At 34.3% G+C, this 17302-nt stretch carries 14 protein-coding genes and 1 tRNA gene; 5 read left to right on the top strand and 10 right to left on the bottom strand.

The genetic code is table 11. The features are described from left to right. The first annotated feature begins 27 nt into the window (after nt 1-27). Nucleotides 28-1341 carry a hydroxymethylglutaryl-CoA reductase, degradative gene (locus tag J7574_RS04335; RefSeq protein ID WP_290964683.1) on the top strand — a complete coding sequence of 438 codons (1314 nt, stop codon included), beginning with the start codon at nt 28-30 and terminating at the stop codon, nt 1339-1341. 85 nt (nt 1342-1426) lie between these two features. After that, nucleotides 1427-2335, top strand: coding sequence for a GYDIA family GHMP kinase (locus J7574_RS04330; protein ID WP_290964680.1), 909 nt, complete (start codon nt 1427-1429; stop codon nt 2333-2335). A 17-nt stretch (nt 2336-2352) separates the two neighbouring features. On the opposite strand, the gene J7574_RS04325 is transcribed toward J7574_RS04330, so the two are convergent. The 7 genes from J7574_RS04325 to J7574_RS04295 form a co-directional block, all read right to left on the bottom strand. Further along, nucleotides 2353-2790 (bottom strand): hypothetical protein, encoded by a 438-nt coding sequence (locus tag J7574_RS04325; RefSeq protein ID WP_290964677.1) that lies wholly within the window; start codon nt 2788-2790, stop codon nt 2353-2355. A 280-nt stretch (nt 2791-3070) separates the two neighbouring features. Continuing rightward, on the bottom strand, nt 3071-5170 hold the full coding sequence (locus J7574_RS04320; RefSeq protein ID WP_290964675.1) for a peptidylprolyl isomerase: 2100 nt from the start codon (nt 5168-5170) through the stop codon (nt 3071-3073). Between the two features lie 107 nt (nt 5171-5277). Further along, on the bottom strand, nt 5278-6534 hold the full coding sequence (locus J7574_RS04315) for a hemolysin family protein (protein WP_290964672.1): 1257 nt from the start codon (nt 6532-6534) through the stop codon (nt 5278-5280). Nucleotides 6535-6537: 3 nt separating this feature from the next. After that, nucleotides 6538-6732 carry a hypothetical protein gene (locus J7574_RS04310; protein ID WP_111368053.1) on the bottom strand — a complete coding sequence of 65 codons (195 nt, stop codon included), beginning with the start codon at nt 6730-6732 and terminating at the stop codon, nt 6538-6540. Between the two features lie 4 nt (nt 6733-6736). Then, nucleotides 6737-7294: an LPS export ABC transporter periplasmic protein LptC gene (lptC, locus tag J7574_RS04305; RefSeq protein WP_290964668.1), complete on the bottom strand. Its 558-nt coding sequence runs from the start codon at nt 7292-7294 to the stop codon at nt 6737-6739. 50 nt (nt 7295-7344) lie between these two features. After that, nucleotides 7345-8574, bottom strand: coding sequence for a hypothetical protein (locus tag J7574_RS04300; protein WP_290964665.1), 1230 nt, complete (start codon nt 8572-8574; stop codon nt 7345-7347). Then, nucleotides 8567-9301: a type III pantothenate kinase gene (locus tag J7574_RS04295; RefSeq protein WP_290964662.1), complete on the bottom strand. Its 735-nt coding sequence runs from the start codon at nt 9299-9301 to the stop codon at nt 8567-8569. The genes J7574_RS04300 and J7574_RS04295 overlap by 8 nt, the downstream gene beginning before the upstream one ends. 99 nt (nt 9302-9400) lie before the next feature. Here J7574_RS04295 and J7574_RS04290 point away from each other — a divergent pair. From J7574_RS04290 to J7574_RS04280, 3 genes are all read left to right on the top strand, one after another. Continuing rightward, nucleotides 9401-9473, top strand: a tRNA-Phe gene (locus J7574_RS04290). 574 nt (nt 9474-10047) lie between these two features. After that, on the top strand, nt 10048-11541 hold the full coding sequence (locus J7574_RS04285; RefSeq protein ID WP_290964659.1) for an MFS transporter: 1494 nt from the start codon (nt 10048-10050) through the stop codon (nt 11539-11541). A 14-nt stretch (nt 11542-11555) separates the two neighbouring features. Beyond that, complete coding sequence (locus J7574_RS04280) at nt 11556-11792, top strand: DUF6814 family protein (RefSeq protein ID WP_290964656.1); 237 nt, start codon at nt 11556-11558, stop codon at nt 11790-11792. A gap of 84 nt (nt 11793-11876) precedes the next feature. Here the strand turns inward: J7574_RS04280 and J7574_RS04275 are convergent, their stop codons facing one another. The 3 genes from J7574_RS04275 to J7574_RS04265 all read right to left on the bottom strand — a co-directional run bounded on the left by J7574_RS04275 (nt 11877) and on the right by J7574_RS04265 (nt 17283). Next, complete coding sequence (locus tag J7574_RS04275) at nt 11877-14753, bottom strand: alpha-amylase family glycosyl hydrolase (protein ID WP_290964654.1); 2877 nt, start codon at nt 14751-14753, stop codon at nt 11877-11879. 82 nt (nt 14754-14835) lie between these two features. Next, a complete protein-coding gene (locus tag J7574_RS04270) occupies nt 14836-15651 on the bottom strand; it encodes a SusE domain-containing protein (RefSeq protein WP_290964652.1) in 816 nt (271 codons plus the stop codon). Between the two features lie 24 nt (nt 15652-15675). Continuing rightward, on the bottom strand, nt 15676-17283 hold the full coding sequence (locus J7574_RS04265; RefSeq protein WP_290964649.1) for a RagB/SusD family nutrient uptake outer membrane protein: 1608 nt from the start codon (nt 17281-17283) through the stop codon (nt 15676-15678). Between the last annotated feature and the right edge of the window lie 19 nt (nt 17284-17302).

The following is a 17302-nucleotide window of genomic DNA, read 5'->3' as shown; positions in this document are numbered from 1 at the left end:
GCAACATTATTATTTAATATATTGAGAATGAACAACGCTGTTGCTGGATTTTCTAAATTATCCAAAAAAGAAAAAATTAACTGGATTGCAAATGAATATTTTTCAAATTCTGAAGAAGCGCAAAATATTATAAGAAATTACTGGAATTCAGACGAAAAGCTTCAACAGCTGCATGACGAATTTATAGAAAATACCATAACGAATCTTTATATCCCACTTGGGGTTGCGCCTAACTTTTTGATTAACGGAAAGTATAAAACAATTCCTATGGCCATCGAGGAAAGCTCTGTAGTTGCAGCAGCCTCTAAAGCAGCAAAATATTGGTCTACAAGAGGTGGATTTAAAGCTACGATTATCAATACAGAAAAAATTGGCCAAGTCCATTTTACTTATAGCGGAGACGCAGAAAAACTAACTCAGTTTTTTGACCAAATCAAACCTAAATTCTTCACAGAAACGCAAGGCATTACCAAAAACATGCAGCAGCGTGGCGGTGGGATTTTAGATATTAAACTAAAAGACAAAAGAAGTTTACTTGAAAATTACTATCAGCTTCATGCCACTTTTGAAACGAAAGACAGCATGGGAGCCAATTTTATAAATTCTTGTTTAGAGCAATTTGCCACTACTTTAAAAGAAGAAGCTCAGAATTCTGACTTGTGCCAAAATGGTGAAAAGCTAGAAGTCATAATGAGTATTCTATCCAATTATGTCCCGCATTGCCTTGTTAGAGCCGAAGTTTCATGTCCGATTGAACACTTGGCAGAAAAACACATTGCCAATCCGCAAGAATTTGCAGAACGCTTTGTTCAAGCTGTTCAAATTGCAGAAGTTGAACCTTTTAGAGCGGTAACGCATAATAAAGGAATCATGAATGGTGTCGATGCTGTAATTCTGGCAACAGGAAACGATTTTAGAGCAGTTGAAGCTGGTGTTCACGCTTATGCGGCCAGAAATGGCCAATATGCTAGTTTATCTCACGCTAAAATCGAAAACGGAATTTTTACTTTTTGGCTTGAAATTCCGCTAGCCGTTGGTACCGTTGGCGGTTTAACTTCTCTACATCCATTAGTAAAATTGTGTTTGGAAATTTTAGAAAAACCTTCTGCATCAGAGTTAATGGAAATTGTCGCTGTTGCAGGTTTAGCGCAAAATTTTGCTGCATTACGCTCGCTAACAACTACAGGAATCCAAGAAGGCCACATGAAAATGCACCTTAACAATATTATCAATCAATTTGAAGCTACAGACGAAGAACGCCATTTAATTAAAGTGCACTTCAAAAAAACAGCTGTTTCTCACAGTGCGGTAGTCGAATTTATTGAAAATCTAAGAAAATAAACAATCTCGTAAATTCCAATATTTTAAATCCCAAATTATAATATTAGGATTTGGAATTTTAGGAATTGAAATTTTAGAATAACATATGCCAACAACCTTTTACAGTAACGGAAAACTTTTTATCGCAGGAGAATATCTAGTTTTAGACGGTGCAGATGCTTTTGCTTTACCTACAAAATTTGGCCAAGATTTAGTCATTGAGGAATTAGAAGGCAAAAAAATCGAATGGAAAAGTTACGATTACGACAAACATTTATGGTTTGAAGAAACCATTTCTTTTGATGAAGTTATAAAAGGTTCAGATCCGCAAATCGATACTGTAAAATCGACTTTAGTCAATATACTGCACGAAGCTTATGTCTTGAATCCAAAATTTATCGATACGGCCAACGGCTATAAGGTAAGCACTCATTTGAGTTTTCCAAAAAACTGGGGACTAGGAACTTCTTCCACTCTTATAAATAATATTGCGCAATGGGCCGGGATTAATGCTTTTACTCTACTCAAAAACAGCTTTGGCGGAAGCGGTTACGATATTGCTTGTGCACAAAACAATACTCCTGTTTTGTACCGAATAAAAGATAATTTTGTAGAGCAAGTTGAATTTAATCCAGATTTTAAGGAGCACCTTTATTTTGTTTATTTGAATAAAAAACAAAATAGCAAATCTGCCATATATTCGTACAACAATCACAAAGGCAACCATTTAGCAGAAAGCATTGCAGAAAATAACAAAATTACAGCTGCAATTATGCACGCCAAGACATTAAAAGAATTTGCTTCTGCGATTCAGAAACACGAAATTCATTTAAGCAGAGTTTTAGAAATGCAAACCATTAAAGAAGCAATATTTCCTGATTTTAATGGCGTAATTAAAAGCCTTGGAGCTTGGGGAGGTGATTTTATCTTGGTAGTTTCTAAAGAAAATCCGAAAGAGTATTTCTTCAATAAAGGATACGAAACAATTCTAACTTATGAAGAAATGATTTTATAATCGTTTCTTCTAATTTATTAATTTACTTTCTTCCCTTTAACATGTTTTGTCTCCAAACGGCGAACCGATTTATCTTGTTCATTTGACTCTATAAGTCTATTATGCAAGCGTTCAGCCATTTTTTCGATGCTGTTTGTAATAGAATCATACACCACTTCCATTCGTCGGTGTTTTTCTTCTTTTACAGCTCTTAAAACATCTTCTACAAAAACTTTATCATATTTTTCGGCAACCGAGTCATGTGTATTGGTTAACCTAATCACATTATCGTTGCTCAAAATAGTAACTTTAAAATGTTGTTCTTCGTTACTTAAATAATACTTCCCACCCAATTCATCAACATTGATGTCGGTGCTGCCCACTTTTAAAAGCTCGATAATAATACCATAAATATGACTTTCTATTTTGGTATATACCCTTGGCTTTCTTCTAAAAAATTTAAAAGTAAAAAACATTTAAATAATTAATTATTAAGCATTTGTTTATTGGATTCGAATTCTTTCTTTATTTTCTATTTCTGGCAAAAGCCAAAAATATGTTAAAATGAAAAAACGAGCAAATTAACTGTAATAATTTGAAAGTCACAAATTTTTTAAATTAAATTTCGATTATTCCTATATACTTTTAGAAAATTAACAGAAAAAAAATACAAAATAGGATTATTGATATTACAAAAAAAGAAAAACCCGAAACACAAAAGCGTTTCGGGTTTTTATAAGATGAATTACTTTCTAATTAGTAATTAAATTGTAATCTGTTATCTTCAATTTTAGCATTGTTTTTTAACGCTGGCAATACTCTGCTTGCATCATTAGCGCTTTGAGCTTTTACTTTCTCTACATAAGCAGCGTGATTTGCAATTGCAGGAGCTTTTACAGTTTTGATGTTTTTAACCACATAAACACCTGTATTTCCTTCAATTGGAGCAGAAATTTTGTTTGCTGCTAAAGCAAATGCATTACCTACTACTTTTGGCTCTTGTCCAACTCCTCCAGGTAAAACTGGATTGTCAAGAGTTACATCTGCAGCTTGCTGAACAGCAACTCCTGCAGCTTTAGCAATAGCTTCAATGCTTGAACCTTGCATTTTAGCTTTTAATAATTCTGCTTTTTTCTTGTTTTTCAAGATTGGCTCAACATAAGGTCTTGCCATATCAACAGAAACTAAACCAGATTTATTTTCACCTTTATATTGCGCAATAACGTGTCCGATGTTTGCAATTTCAAAACGTTTTACGTCTCCTTTGTCAGTTTCTTTATCAAAAGCCCATCTTACAATGTTACGTTGGTTTCCTAATGGTCCGAACGCTTCATCCATTGCTTTTGCATTAACAGGCTGAGCCACTTTTAAACCTAATTCTTTAGCTGCTGCATTAAAATCTTTATCAGCAGCATCCATTTCGAATTTAGTCGCTAATGTAAATACTTTATCAGAAGTAGCTTCAGAAGGCTCGATTTTTTGAGCAATTGTAGCCAAACGAATTCCGTCTTGTTTGTCTGTAATTTTGATAATGTGAAATCCGAAAGGAGTTTCTACTAAACCAACTTTACCAATTCCGTTGCTGAATACAAAATCATTGAAAGGTTTTACCATTTGGTTTGGCCCAAAATATCCTAAGTCACCACCTTGCTGTGCAGATGAATCATCAGAACTAGTAAAAGCCAACATCATAAAACTATCTGGATTAGCTTGAACTTGTGCTAAAATTTCTTCAGCTTTAGCTTTTGCTTCTTCCTTAGTTCTTTTCTCTTTTGGGTTTGGCGTTTGAGATCCTTCGTAAGCAATTAAGATATGACTTGCTTTTGCATTAACTCCAGCTTTAAATCCTTGAGATTTAGAAATTGCATAGTATCTTCCGTACACGTATGGTCCGTAGATTGCTCCAGCTGGCAAGCTGAATAATTTGTCAGCATCAACTGCTGGCAAAGCATTTTTAGGAACATAAGTAGAATCGTAAGGAACATCAGAATTTGCGTTTACAAATTCAGCAACGTTTGTAGCATTTTTAAATCCAGCCAATGTATCGTTTTTACCAGTTTTTGCGTTGTAAACAACACTTCCTGATAATAATGCAATCAATTTAGCTTTAATTTCAGCCTCATCTTCTTTAGAAGCTTTATCTTCAACTAAAACGTATTGAATTTCGCGCGTTGCATCTGCTTTGAATTTTTTCTCATTTTTCTTCATGTAAGCAACAATCTCATCATCAGAGACTTTTACTTCACTATCTTTAATAGAAGAGTACGGAGCAGCTGCATAAGCAAAACTTACTTTGTTCGCTTCCATTTCATACTTTAATTTTCCTTCACTAGCAGTTGTGTAAAGTCCTGATTTAATTAAAGTATTATAGATTTGAAACTTCGCGTTCAATTCAGCATCTTTCTCTTTTTGAGCGATGTATTGCGCTGCTTCTGGGTTTGATTTAAAATAATCTTTGAACTTAACAACATCAAAAATTCCTGCTGCGTTTAAGAACATTGGGTTTTTACCAATGTTTGGATCTGATTTCAAAACCTCTAAAATGTGTTTTTCACCAACTCTCAATCCTAATTTATCAAATTGTGATGACAATAAAGCGATTGAAACTTCTTGATCCCAAACTCTGTTTGCAGCTTCAGTGGAAGTTATACCTTGCCCACTTTTTTCAACATTACTAACTTTAACTCTAAAGTCTTCAAATGAAATATCTTTTCCATCGATGCTTCCTACATCTTTTGAACTTTGACCGAATGTTCCTCTTGTAAATAGATCTTGTATTATAAATGCAAATAATGCAAGTGCAATAACTCCTATCAATAAAGCGGAACGCTGTCTAATTTTTGCTAAAACTGCCATTTTATTATCGTTAATTTTATATTCAGTTTGCGAAAATACAATTATCTAGTTAATAACAATACAACTAGCGTTTTATTTTACACATTTTTTTTTATTAATTTAAAAAATCAGTCTTTAATTGTCAATTTGACTAGTTCTATTTTCTTATTTGACGCCTCTTTTATAAAAAAATGGAACTTATCTATTACAATTTTATCTCCTTTTTGTGGGATTTCTTTTGTGTGATTGACAATAAAGCCTCCTAATGTGCCATAAGAATCTTCTTCTGGAATCATTAATTTATAGGTCTCATTCAAATATTCGACATCCAAACGGGTTGAAAACAAATACTTGCCTTCTCCTATTTCCTCTTCGATCAATTCTTCATCCAAATCGTGTTCGTCTTCGATTTCGCCAAAAAGTTCTTCTACAATATCTTCAATGGTAATAATTCCCGAAGTTCCTCCATATTCATCCAAAACTACCGCGACATTTTTACGTTTTTTAATCAATAAATTCAAAACATCTTTGATCAAAATGGTTTCTGGAACAAATTCGACTGTCATCAAAACCGATTTTATAGTAGCTGGCTTTTTAAACAAATCAAACGAATGGACATAACCTACGATATCATCTAATGAATTTTGGCTTATAATTATTTTAGAATAACCCGTCTCAATAAACATTGCTTTAAGATCATCGACAGTATCAAACAAATCTACATCTACAATTTCTGTTCTGGGCGTCATGATATCTCGCGCCTTAACATTGGAAAATTCTAATGCATTTTGAAAAATCTGAATTTCAGAATCTACCTCTTCGTCTTCCTCAACCGTACTCATTTGTTCTGTTATATAATTTCCGAGTTCAATTCGGCTAAACAAATGAATCTGACTTCCTTCTGTTTTGAAAAATTTACTTAGCACAAAATCGGCAATCCAAATAAAAAAAGTCGAGATATAATAGAATAATCGGTAAAATAAATATGCCGGAAGCGCCAGAATCTTAATTAAAGAATTGGCATAAATTTGAAAAAAAACTTTCGGAAAAAATTCTGATGTCAATAAAACAACAAATGTCGCAAGAAGCGTCTGGATTAAAATATTCCACCAATCAGAAAAGACCAAACCAAAATAAGCCATCCAGTTTAAGATTAGATCGCCCATAAAAAAACCGTAAATTACCAAAGCTACACTATTGCCAATAAGCATGGCAGCAATAAATTTGGATGGATTTTCGGTTAGTTTTGTTAAGATTCGAGACAAGAAATCGTCTTGTTTCTTTTCTATTTCGAGATAAATTTTGTTGGCGGATGTAAAAGCGATTTCCATCCCAGAAAAAAAGGCGGCTAGTATTAAACAGATTATTATAATACTAATTTCCATTTTTTATTGGTTTTTATTTCGGTCATTATGCCTATTAAGAAATCTTCTCCTAAAGAAAAACATAAAAATAGCCATTCCTGCAATTACAAAATAAAAAGGATAGCTTTCATCTCCTTCATTTAGCTTTACAATACCATCATAAGTAAAGAAAACTGCAAAAAGGATGTAAACGTATTGTGTGTATTTTAAATAACCCATAATATTATAATTCTTCGTTTGATTCAATTTCACCGCTTATTCGCTGCGAATTGATCACTTTAAAATCTTTGCTAAAATCTATTCCCTGACCGTAAGAAACTCCTTTTGTATCGGTCAGTTTAAATTTTCTTTCTGTATAAAACCATTCGTTTTTCTGATCGAAATACAATTGTTCTGTTTCTAGAACCTGTCCTGCTTCTGAAGTGATTTTTACCTTTCCGATCAAATCTATAATTCCTGTGTTTTTATACGAAACTGCATAATTGCCTCGTATAAAGGTACGCTTTTGCTTTTTATCGTATAAAGTAACATCTATTCCTTTAGGAAATTCTGTGAAAGGAAAATCAAGATTTGAATAATCTAACATTTTCGGACTTATTAAAATTCCTGTAATGCGCCCAGAATCTGTATACTTAATATTTACAGTATCGGCATCACTGGCAGGAACAAATTCTGAGAAGTTAATTTTCTGAACTTCTTTAAAATTACTTTCGCATCCAAAAAACAGTGTCACAGCAACAACTGTGACCACTATTAGACTATATCTTTTTGGTAAATTCATTTGCCAAATGTAGTAAATTGTAATGAGCTTCTAAAAGATAAAAAATCTCTTTATTGGTATTTGCTCTTCACAAACCATTTATCATTGAAAGAGAAGCTTAGGCTGAAATTAACATAATTTTCCTGCACTAAATCTGCTGATGTTGTACCACGCTTACCAAATTCGATTCCGAAATTCACATTTGAGAAAGATCCAGGAATCGGAATTCCAGCTCCCAATGACATTCCGATATCATTAATAGATTGATTATTTACAATCAGACCAATTTTTTCGTATTTCAAACCAGCTCTATAGGTAATTCTGCTCATGTAGCTTGTAAAAGAAGCATAATTTGGAAGATAATAACCTCCAACAGCATATTTAGAGTAGCTCTCGTATCTTACATTATCGGCTGCATTATAATAATTTGCTAACTGTCCGTCTCCTTGAAAAGTCATGTTTGCTCCCACAAGCCATTTTCTAGCTTCACCAATACCAAAACCAATATTCAATTTGTTTGGAAGTTTTAATTTTGTTGTTTGCGTTGGAACTACATAAGGATTTGGATCTCCTTGTACCGAAATAACTCTTGTATTGTCTGAATTTAAATTGCTTGCAAAAGAATAGCTTAAACTAGAAAATATGCTCCTTTTTTTATCGATTTTTTTCTGATACATTGTCCCAAAGCTGAATGCCATACCAGAAAGCTCAGAAGTATTAACCTCCGCCGTTCCGTTTTGAACTCCAGTAATAGCTTCTACGCTCGTGGTTGTAATTTTTCCAAAATTATATTGTGCGTCTGCTCCAATATTCCAGCCTTTCATTATTTTGTATGACAAACCAAAATATACTTTGTTTACGCCACCTTTTCCGTCAAGCTGGGTACTTGTTGCTCCTTCTATTGCCGAATTGTCTTCGCGAATTTTATATCCTACTGAAGTTACAGGAATCAACCCAAATGAAGCACCAAATTTTCCCATCGGGATTCCTAATGCCAAATAATCAAAAGTAGAGCGTTGTGCTTTTTCTGACTTAGAAGTCGTTTTTAAATTAGAAGTTGCAAATGTTCCTCCAACTGTAAAAGTTGTCTGAATTAAGCTGGCATAACTTGCCGGATTTTCTAAGTTTAAGTGAATCGTATCCTGCTCTACTGCAACTCCTGCCATAGATCTGTTTTCAAGTGTTCCCTTGAATCTCACATCTCCTATTCCGAAAAAAGAATAAGGCGAAGCTGTACCTTGTTGAGCGAATGAAACGAACGATATAAGCAAACAAGCGCTTAGTATTACTTTTTTAATCATTGTCGATTTTATATTGATATGTTTGGCTCAAACTCTCCAGAAGGAAATTTGAATTGGCAAATATGGTATTTTTTAATCGTTTAGCCAAAAAATCTGCATCGCCTCCCGTTAAAATTATGATAAAATTTGAAAACTCTTTGCGATATTCATCGATAAAACCGTCAATCTCATAGACGAAACCATTGACAACACCAGAATGTATGGCTTGTGCTGTAGAGTTTCCTATATAAGAATCGGGTGCTTCTAAGGTTAGTAACGGCAGTCTGGCAGTAAAATTATGCAGCGCTTCATAACGCAAACGAAGGCCTGGCGATATGGCTCCTCCTAAATAATTATCGTTTTCGTCGATAAAATCGTAGGTAATGCAAGTTCCGGCATCTATAACTAAACGATTTTGTTTTGGAAATTGAAGTGTCGCCCCAGCAGCCAAAATCATTCTATCTATACCTAAAGTTTTTGGTGTTGCATATTTATTATGGAAAGGAAAAACATCTTCGTGTGTAAAAAAATGAACTTTAAGCCTGTTTTCGAAAGTCAAAAAGGATTGTTTTTCGATATTTCCAACCGAAGCAACAACCAAATCGGAGCATTTTGGAAATTTTTCTAAAATATTTTCAATTTTTTTTTCGATTTCTTTTTTATCAAAAACAAAATTTTCTAGAGAAGTATTACCCTCAAATACAGATGCTTTAATTCTGGTATTGCCAATATCGACCGTTAAAATCATATTTCCTTTTTTGCTTTTGCGAAGATACGAATAGATTTTTTCTAAAAAATGTTTTGCACAAACCAAAAATGATTATATATTTGCACCCGCAACAAGCACGGTACCTTAGCTCAGATGGTAGAGCAATGGACTGAAAATCCATGTGTCCCTGGTTCGATCCCTGGAGGTACCACGAAACCCACTCAACCGAGTGGGTTTTTTGTTTTTTATACTTTTCTGTTTTTAATTGTGCTAATTTTTTTCTGCCACGAATTCACGAATTTCCTCTAATTAAATTCTTGTGTGAAATACTAGCAAAATAATTTCTCGAATTTTTAGTGCGTAAACTATAAAGCACATTGTTTTGTCATTTCGAGGAACGAGAAATCTTCGCGAGTAGCTCCTCATAGTAATTCGTCAATCTTTGTAGAGTTACTCGCGAAGATTTCTCCCTGCGGTCGAAATGACAAAATGAGGATAAAACATTGTAAATACAGGAAAAAATTAGCGGAAATTAGTGGAATTCGTGGCAAAATAATTTCTCTTTTTTTTAACCGCAAGGTTCGCAAAGGTATTTTAAACTTTGCGAACCTTGCGTTTTTTTTCTTTGTGTCTTTGCGGTTAATCCTTTTTTTTACTTCGAAATCAAATGTCAACAAATAAATAGTTTTTGTTAAAAAAGTATTAAGTGAATAAAAAAATATCTTCTATATTCGTGAAAGTGTATTTTTATATTTCATTCATTAACAAGATCTCAAATCAGCTTTATGAGCAAAACTTCTACTAAAGGCATTTGGAAAGTAATTTCGGCCTCTTCTATGGGCACCATGATCGAATGGTACGATTTTTACATTTTTGGCAGTTTGGCTGTTGTTATTTCTACTAAATTTTTTCCTAGCGACAATCCAACCGCAGCGTTTTTATCTACTTTGGCCACATTTGCAGCTGGATTTGTTGTTCGCCCATTTGGAGCTTTATTCTTTGGAAGGCTTGGTGATATTATTGGACGTAAATATACTTTTATGGCTACCTTATTATTAATGGGTGGCTCTACTTTTTTAATTGGCTGTATCCCTAGTTACGAAACGATTGGTTTTCTAGCTCCTTTATTAGTTTTAATTTTGCGTCTGCTTCAAGGACTTGCTCTTGGCGGTGAATATGGCGGAGCCGCCACGTATGTTGCCGAACATGCGCCAGCAGGCGAGAAAGGTTATTGGACCTCTTGGATTCAGACTACTGCTACCGTTGGTTTGTTTATTTCTCTAATGGTTATTCTAGCAACTAAAAGTGTACTTTCTGCAGAGGCTTTTGACTTGTGGGGATGGCGTGTTCCTTTCTGGGTTTCAATTGCAATGGTTGGGGTTTCTTATTTGATTAGAAAAAACATGGATGAATCGCCTGTTTTCGCGAAAGCTAAAAAAGAAGGAACTACAAGTACAAATCCGTTAAAAGAAAGTTTTGGAAACAGATACAATTTAAAGTTTGTTCTTTTGGCTTTATTCGGAGCTACAATGGGACAAGGTGTTGTCTGGTATACAGGTCAATTCTATGCGATGAGTTTTATGAAAACGGTAATGAATGTTGATTCTTCACAAGTAGACGAATTATTAGGTATTTCTCTTTTAATTGGAACTCCGTTTTTTATTGCTTTCGGATGGCTGAGCGATAAAGTTGGCCGCAAATATATTATGATGCTCGGAATGCTATTTGCTATTTTCTCATACAGACCTATTTATAAAGCGATGTACAAGACTACAGACATTAGCCTGAAAACAGAAATTGTAGAAAATCCGAGAGAAACAACTGAAAAGAAAGCTGATGGAAGTTCTGTCACAATCACTGAAAAAAAATACACTGATGGCACAACCGTGATCGAGAAAAAAACGTACATGGATAAAAAAGATGTGCAAACAAGTGTTTCAATTCAAATAACTTCAACTGATAAATGGGCTTTAATTTTTCTGGTTTTTATTCAAGTGCTTTTCGTAACCATGGTTTACGGCCCAATTGCAGCCTTTTTAGTAGAGATGTTTCCAACCAAAATTAGATATACTTCGATGTCTCTTCCTTATCATGTTGGAAATGGAATTTTTGGAGGTTTACTTCCTGCTATTTCTACCTATTTTGTATCACACGCCAAAACAGCAGGCAAGGCCGATTTTTATCTGGACGGATTATGGTATCCGATAATTATTGCTGGAATCTGCTTTGTTATTGGAATGATTTATATTGACAACAAAAACAAAATTACTCACCTTTAAAATTTACAAAAAAAATGAATGCGATTAAACAAGTTTTAGGGGCGTTATGGATTGCTTTGGCCGCAGCTGCTGCCTATTTTTGCGTGTTTGAATTTGGTTTGCCGAAACTGCTTTCAGACCAACAAGACGATTTGGTATTTGGTGTTATTATTTTATTTATACTGACTCCGCTTATCGTTATGGGATTAGGAACATTTGGATATTATTCTTTAATTGGAGAATATAATGACCCTAAAAGAAAAAACAAATAAGAGACTTTATATAGTGCAAAAAACTACTAAACAAAAAAAAAGGCTGTCCATTTCTAGACAGCCCTTTTTCATTACTAACCAAACCTAATTTTTAATAAACTTCGCCACGCGAACTTTATTATTCTCGTCAAACGTTTTTACGAGATACAATCCAGAAGTTAAACCACTAACTGAAAATTGATAATCTGCATTTCCGTTTGTATTAAATGTTTTTACTAATTGTCCTGTGACAGAATAGACATCTACTTTTGAAGTTTTAAAACCTAAAGTAAAATAATCGGCTACAGGATTTGGATACAAAGTAACTTGGCTTCCTTTTTCAAAATCTTCTATCGCCAAATTTGCCTGTTTATTACCGTAAATTCTATATTCTCCTGGAGCCAGACTAATTGGCGCATTTACATCTGCAACGTTAATTGTTGAATTATCCATTAAATTATACCAAGCCCCAGTGTATTGAAAACCTGGCACCATGTTTTGTGCAGTTGTATCGAAATTCGCCAAAATTACGACATCTTTAAGTTGAGCTGAAGTCAAACTGCTATTGGTAATTTTGATATTTACTGTCAAAGTAGTCGTATTGGCCATTGTTGCTGTACCCAAAAACACTGGCTCTGTTTTTTTAAGCGTAATCATCTTAGCCCAATCGTTGTAAATTTTACTTCGATTTGGGTCGCCAAGCCAATTTTCTGTCCATTGTGGCTGCGGTTTTGTATCTAATTTACAATCTCCGGGAGTTGTAGATGTTTCATCATTTACAGTTCCGTTATTACAGCTAAAAATAGAATCATCCATTCCTAATTCTCCAAAATGCCAAATCATTTTTGGTCCAGGAATCAACAAAGAAACTGCTCCAATTGCAGACATTCTTGATAAAGCTGTATTTAATGTTTTTACATTATAACTTCCGTTTGAAGCGCCATACTGTACATTTTTATACATTAAACGTTCTTCGTCATGGCTTTCTGCATAACCCATTAAACGATTGGCAGCAAATCCGCGGTTTGCACTATTCATTCTAAAAATATTGCTTTCAGAAACATATCCCATTGACAGTTGATTGTATTCTTTTGTCATTTTCCCCCACATCATTACACCTTTACTTGGAGTTTCTGTTACTCTATAATTGGCCCATTGCTGCTCCTCAGCATCAGTACCTAAATGTTCAAAAATAGTATAGTGCGTTGGATCTATTGCCCATGAAAAATCAGCATATTTTTTCAAAATATCAACACGATCTTGTTGGTACGAATCTGTACAAGCATTATCGCTAGACGTACATGATTGCGTAAATCCTTTTGTCAAATCCCAACGGAAACCATCAATTTTATATTCTTCAATCCATTGTTTGATAACACGATTTACATAATACTGTGTTTTTAGCGATTGATGATTAAAGTCTTCCCCTACACTATAACTGTGTTTTGCAACTGTATTGAAATATGGATTTTCTGCTGTTGGAGATCCAAAACCATCTCCATCAGGATCATTCATCCACATTCTAATCATTGGATTTCGTCCAAAAGCATGATTTAAAGCTACATCTAGTATGACAGCAATTCCGTTCTGGTGGCATAAATCGATAAACTCTTTTAATTTATCCGAAGTTCCATAAAACTTATCCAAAGCCATATGAAATGAAGTGTTATAACCCCAGCTTTCATTACCTTCAAACTCCATTACCGGCATTAATTCAATCGCATTGATTTTTAGATTTTTAAAATAATCTATTCGATCTATTAAACTCTGATAGCTTCTAGCCGCATCAAAATCGCGAACCAAAACTTCATAAACTATTAGTTTTTCTTTTTCAGGTTTTACAAAATTTGTCACCTGCCAATTGTAAGGTGTCTGTCCCGTTTTTAAAACGGTAACCTCAAAATTCTGTCCCGCAGGATAAGCAGGCATATTTGGGTATTTTGACGCCGGAATAGAAGGATCGTCATAAGGCGACAATACCAAAGTCGAATACGGATCTGCTGTTTTTACCATTGCTGGCGAATTTGCAAGTGGAGTTGTGTCTACAACCCAATATTGATACGTATTGTTTTCGCCCGAAACCAAACCCGTTATTTCTAACCAAAATTTCCCAGAGGATGGATCTTTTTTCATGGCATAAGCCGATGTTGGTTGCCAATTATTAAAACTTCCTGCAACATAAACAAAGTCTTTTAAAGGTGCGTCTAATACCAAAGTCGCTTTTGTAAAATCGGAAGGATTATAATTAATTCCATCAACCAAACCTACAGGCATAGCCTCAGAAACTGTATTTGGATTTATAACTACTGTAAATTTCTTTGAAACTGTAGTTGCGCCCTGAGTTGCAATAAGCTCATAACTTTGATTGCTGGTAATATTAGTATGTGTATAAGAATAACTTGAAGTACTAGCGTTTGTATTTATAATTGCTCCGTTGGCTTTTAATGTATAACTTCCAGCTCCTCCGGTATTGGTTGCTAAAATATTAAAATTGGAACCAGAAGAAATAATTGAAGTGCTATTTTCTGTTGGAGAAGTTAACGTAACTTGGAAAGAGCCTACATTAAGAAAAAAATCGGAGCATGACGGTGCAAATTTTAGCGTCTGACTTCCGTTAGCATTTCTAAAAACTATTCCCATTTTTGTTGCTGCGGTTTGCTGTCCAGAAGTTAATCCGAAGTAAACACTTGGAGTAATAGTAATACTCCATGTTCCATTTGCATTTTTAGTCATTAGACCAACACCATCATCAGCTCCCCAATTTCCTTTGACAACTTGCCAAGGATTTGCATCTGTACCTATTCCAGAATGCATATAAACCTTTGTAGGATTGGTTCCCATTGTGTTGCATGTACTTGACGCAAATGATGCCGTAATAGTAATAGGTTCATTGACTTGAAATACAGCTGGCGATACCGTTATCTGTTGACCATAAGTAATAATCGACAGCAAAAAGAAAATAAAAAGTAATGTTTTTTTCATAATCTCGTGGTTTGTGTGGTTAGTTAGTTTGATTAAAAAAGGGCTATCTGGAGATAGCCCTTTTTAATATTTATGCTAAAAATTAGTCTAATGTGATCTTTTTTGCACCATTATCGATTGTTAGCACTCTTGGTCCAGTTGGTCCAGTATACTTAAAGTTACTGTCACCATCTCCTGCATTTACCAATTCACTATCTATTGTATAACCTAAGTTTGAATAATAAGTATAGTTATGACTTGCATCCCAGTTTCCGTCACTTGTAAAGTTATTACCTAAGAACTCTCTAAAAGCCTCTCCACTTTTTAGAACAATTGTTACTTTATAAACATTTGTTGTACCAACTACTAATGGGAATTCAGTTTCAGCATCACCAGCCCATGTCCAACCTCCTGGAGTAGCTGCACCAACTAACCAGTGAGAACTTGCTAATGGCACGTGATATGGAGTAGCTGTAATGGTATAAAAGTTAGAATATTGAGGAAGTCCTGAAGCACCAACAACAGCTTTGATACGAATATCAACTTTGTTTGCCTCTTTCTCAACAAAACCACCATTTACTAATGCTGAATTTAATTCAGATACCGTTAAGGCTACAAATTTTTCTGTTGTATTTGTTACTGTGATAGGAGCTGCAAATTTTGTTCCTGCTTTAGCTATTTCAACAGTATAATTTACTACAGTTTGCATCCCAGTATATGCGGCATTATCCCACACAACAGTTGTTGCAACCTCATTTTCAGTCTCTTTTGAAAGAACAATAGTAAAATCAGATTTAGGATTCAATAAAACTGGAGCTGTAGCTGGTTCAATTACTGGTCTTTCTTCTACATCATCAGCATTACATGAAACTGCCAATACACCGATGAAAGCAATTAAAATTTTATATATATTTTTCATTTTTAATATTTTTTATAAGGTTAGTTAGTATCCTGGATTTTGTTTTAAAGTTGGGTTTGCCTGTATAATTCTAGAAGGGATTGGCATTAAATCTCTGTAAGATTCAGTTGCAATTCCATTTATAGAACCACCTTTCCATTGCCAGATTTTTGATCCTCCTGTGAATTTACCAAAACGAATTAAATCTGTTCTTCTATGGCATTCCCAAAACAATTCTCTCCCTCTTTCGTCCAAAATAAAATCAAGATTTAATTGTGATGCATTAATCGTTGAAGCATTTGCTCTCGTACGAAGCTGATTAATATATCCCACTGCTGTTCCTGTATTAGCAGACGAAGCTCCTCTTACAGCTGCTTCAGCATACATTAAGTATACATCTGACAATCTAAACATTGGGAAATCAGTATCAGGAATGTCATTTCTTTGCGCCGCAGATCCATCAGATTTTTTATTAATGTATTTCGTTACAGCATAACCATCTGTAAAGGTTCCAACATTATTAATATCTTTTGATTGACCATTTGTATAAAAAGTTCCTCTTTTATCTCCAGTAGCAGTTTCGTCAGGAAACAAATTCACAAACTCTCTACGAGTTCTAATTCCCTGCCAACCACCATCCATACCTCTTGAAGCAGCATCCATACTACCTCCAATAGATGCATGAAGAATAAAACTCATTCCTCCTCCTGTAGCTCTAATAGCATTACCATCACTTATAACTGGAAAAATGAATTCTGTTTGAGCACCATTTACATCATTATCTGCAGAGAATAAATAACGATATGGCACATTTGCAAACGTATACCCTGAATTATTAATAATATCAGCACACAATGTACCAGCATCGTTAAATCTATCAGTTCCTGTATACACTTTTGCATTTAAATAAATTTGTGCTAATAAAAACTTAGCAGCTGTTTTATCAACTCTACCATATTCATTTGTTCTTGAAGCAGCTAAAGTTTTATCTAAATCTTTTAACTCCGCCTCAACAAAAGCAAAAACTTCAGCTCTTGATTTTTGCACAGGATAAAAGAATCCTACTGGATCAAGCTCAGTTGTAATTGGCACGTTTCCAAACAAATCCATTAAATTAACATAAGAAAAAGCTCTTAAAAAACGAGCCTCCGCTCTAAATGTAGCAATATCAGCTTTCAAACTGGCATCAACACCTCTTGCATTTAGTTTTTCTTCTGTCGTTTGTCTTAAAAATTCATTAGCCACACTAATTTCATAGAAAGCTCTTGAGTAAGTTCCTGCTAAAAATTCATTTGCAGGAGACCAAGTTTGAGAATTTAAAGTTGGCAATGTTCCATCAGCCCAAGCAATAATAGCCTCATCTGTAGTGAATTCTTGTGTTACAAAAAGCAAACGCAAATAACTACTAAAATCTCCTCCAATTCCAGAAATATCTGGCTGACCGTCACCATCATTACCTCCAACATACAAACCAGCATATAATTTCGCTAAGACTTGTTTATATGATGCTGGATCTTCAAAGAACTTTTCAGATAAAAATTCATCATCATCAGTTGGAGTAACATTCAAATCATTCGTACATGAAGTAAGCGTCATATTCAATCCTAAAACAAGTAGGAAAAAATAAGATATATATTTAAATGATATTTTCATTTTATGTTTTTTTAAATTT

The organism is Flavobacterium sp., assembly GCF_017744675.1.
GTDB lineage: Bacteria > Bacteroidota > Bacteroidia > Flavobacteriales > Flavobacteriaceae > Flavobacterium.
The sequence above is the reverse complement of the archived record's forward strand: the minus strand, read 5'-3'. Positions and strand labels throughout refer to the sequence as shown.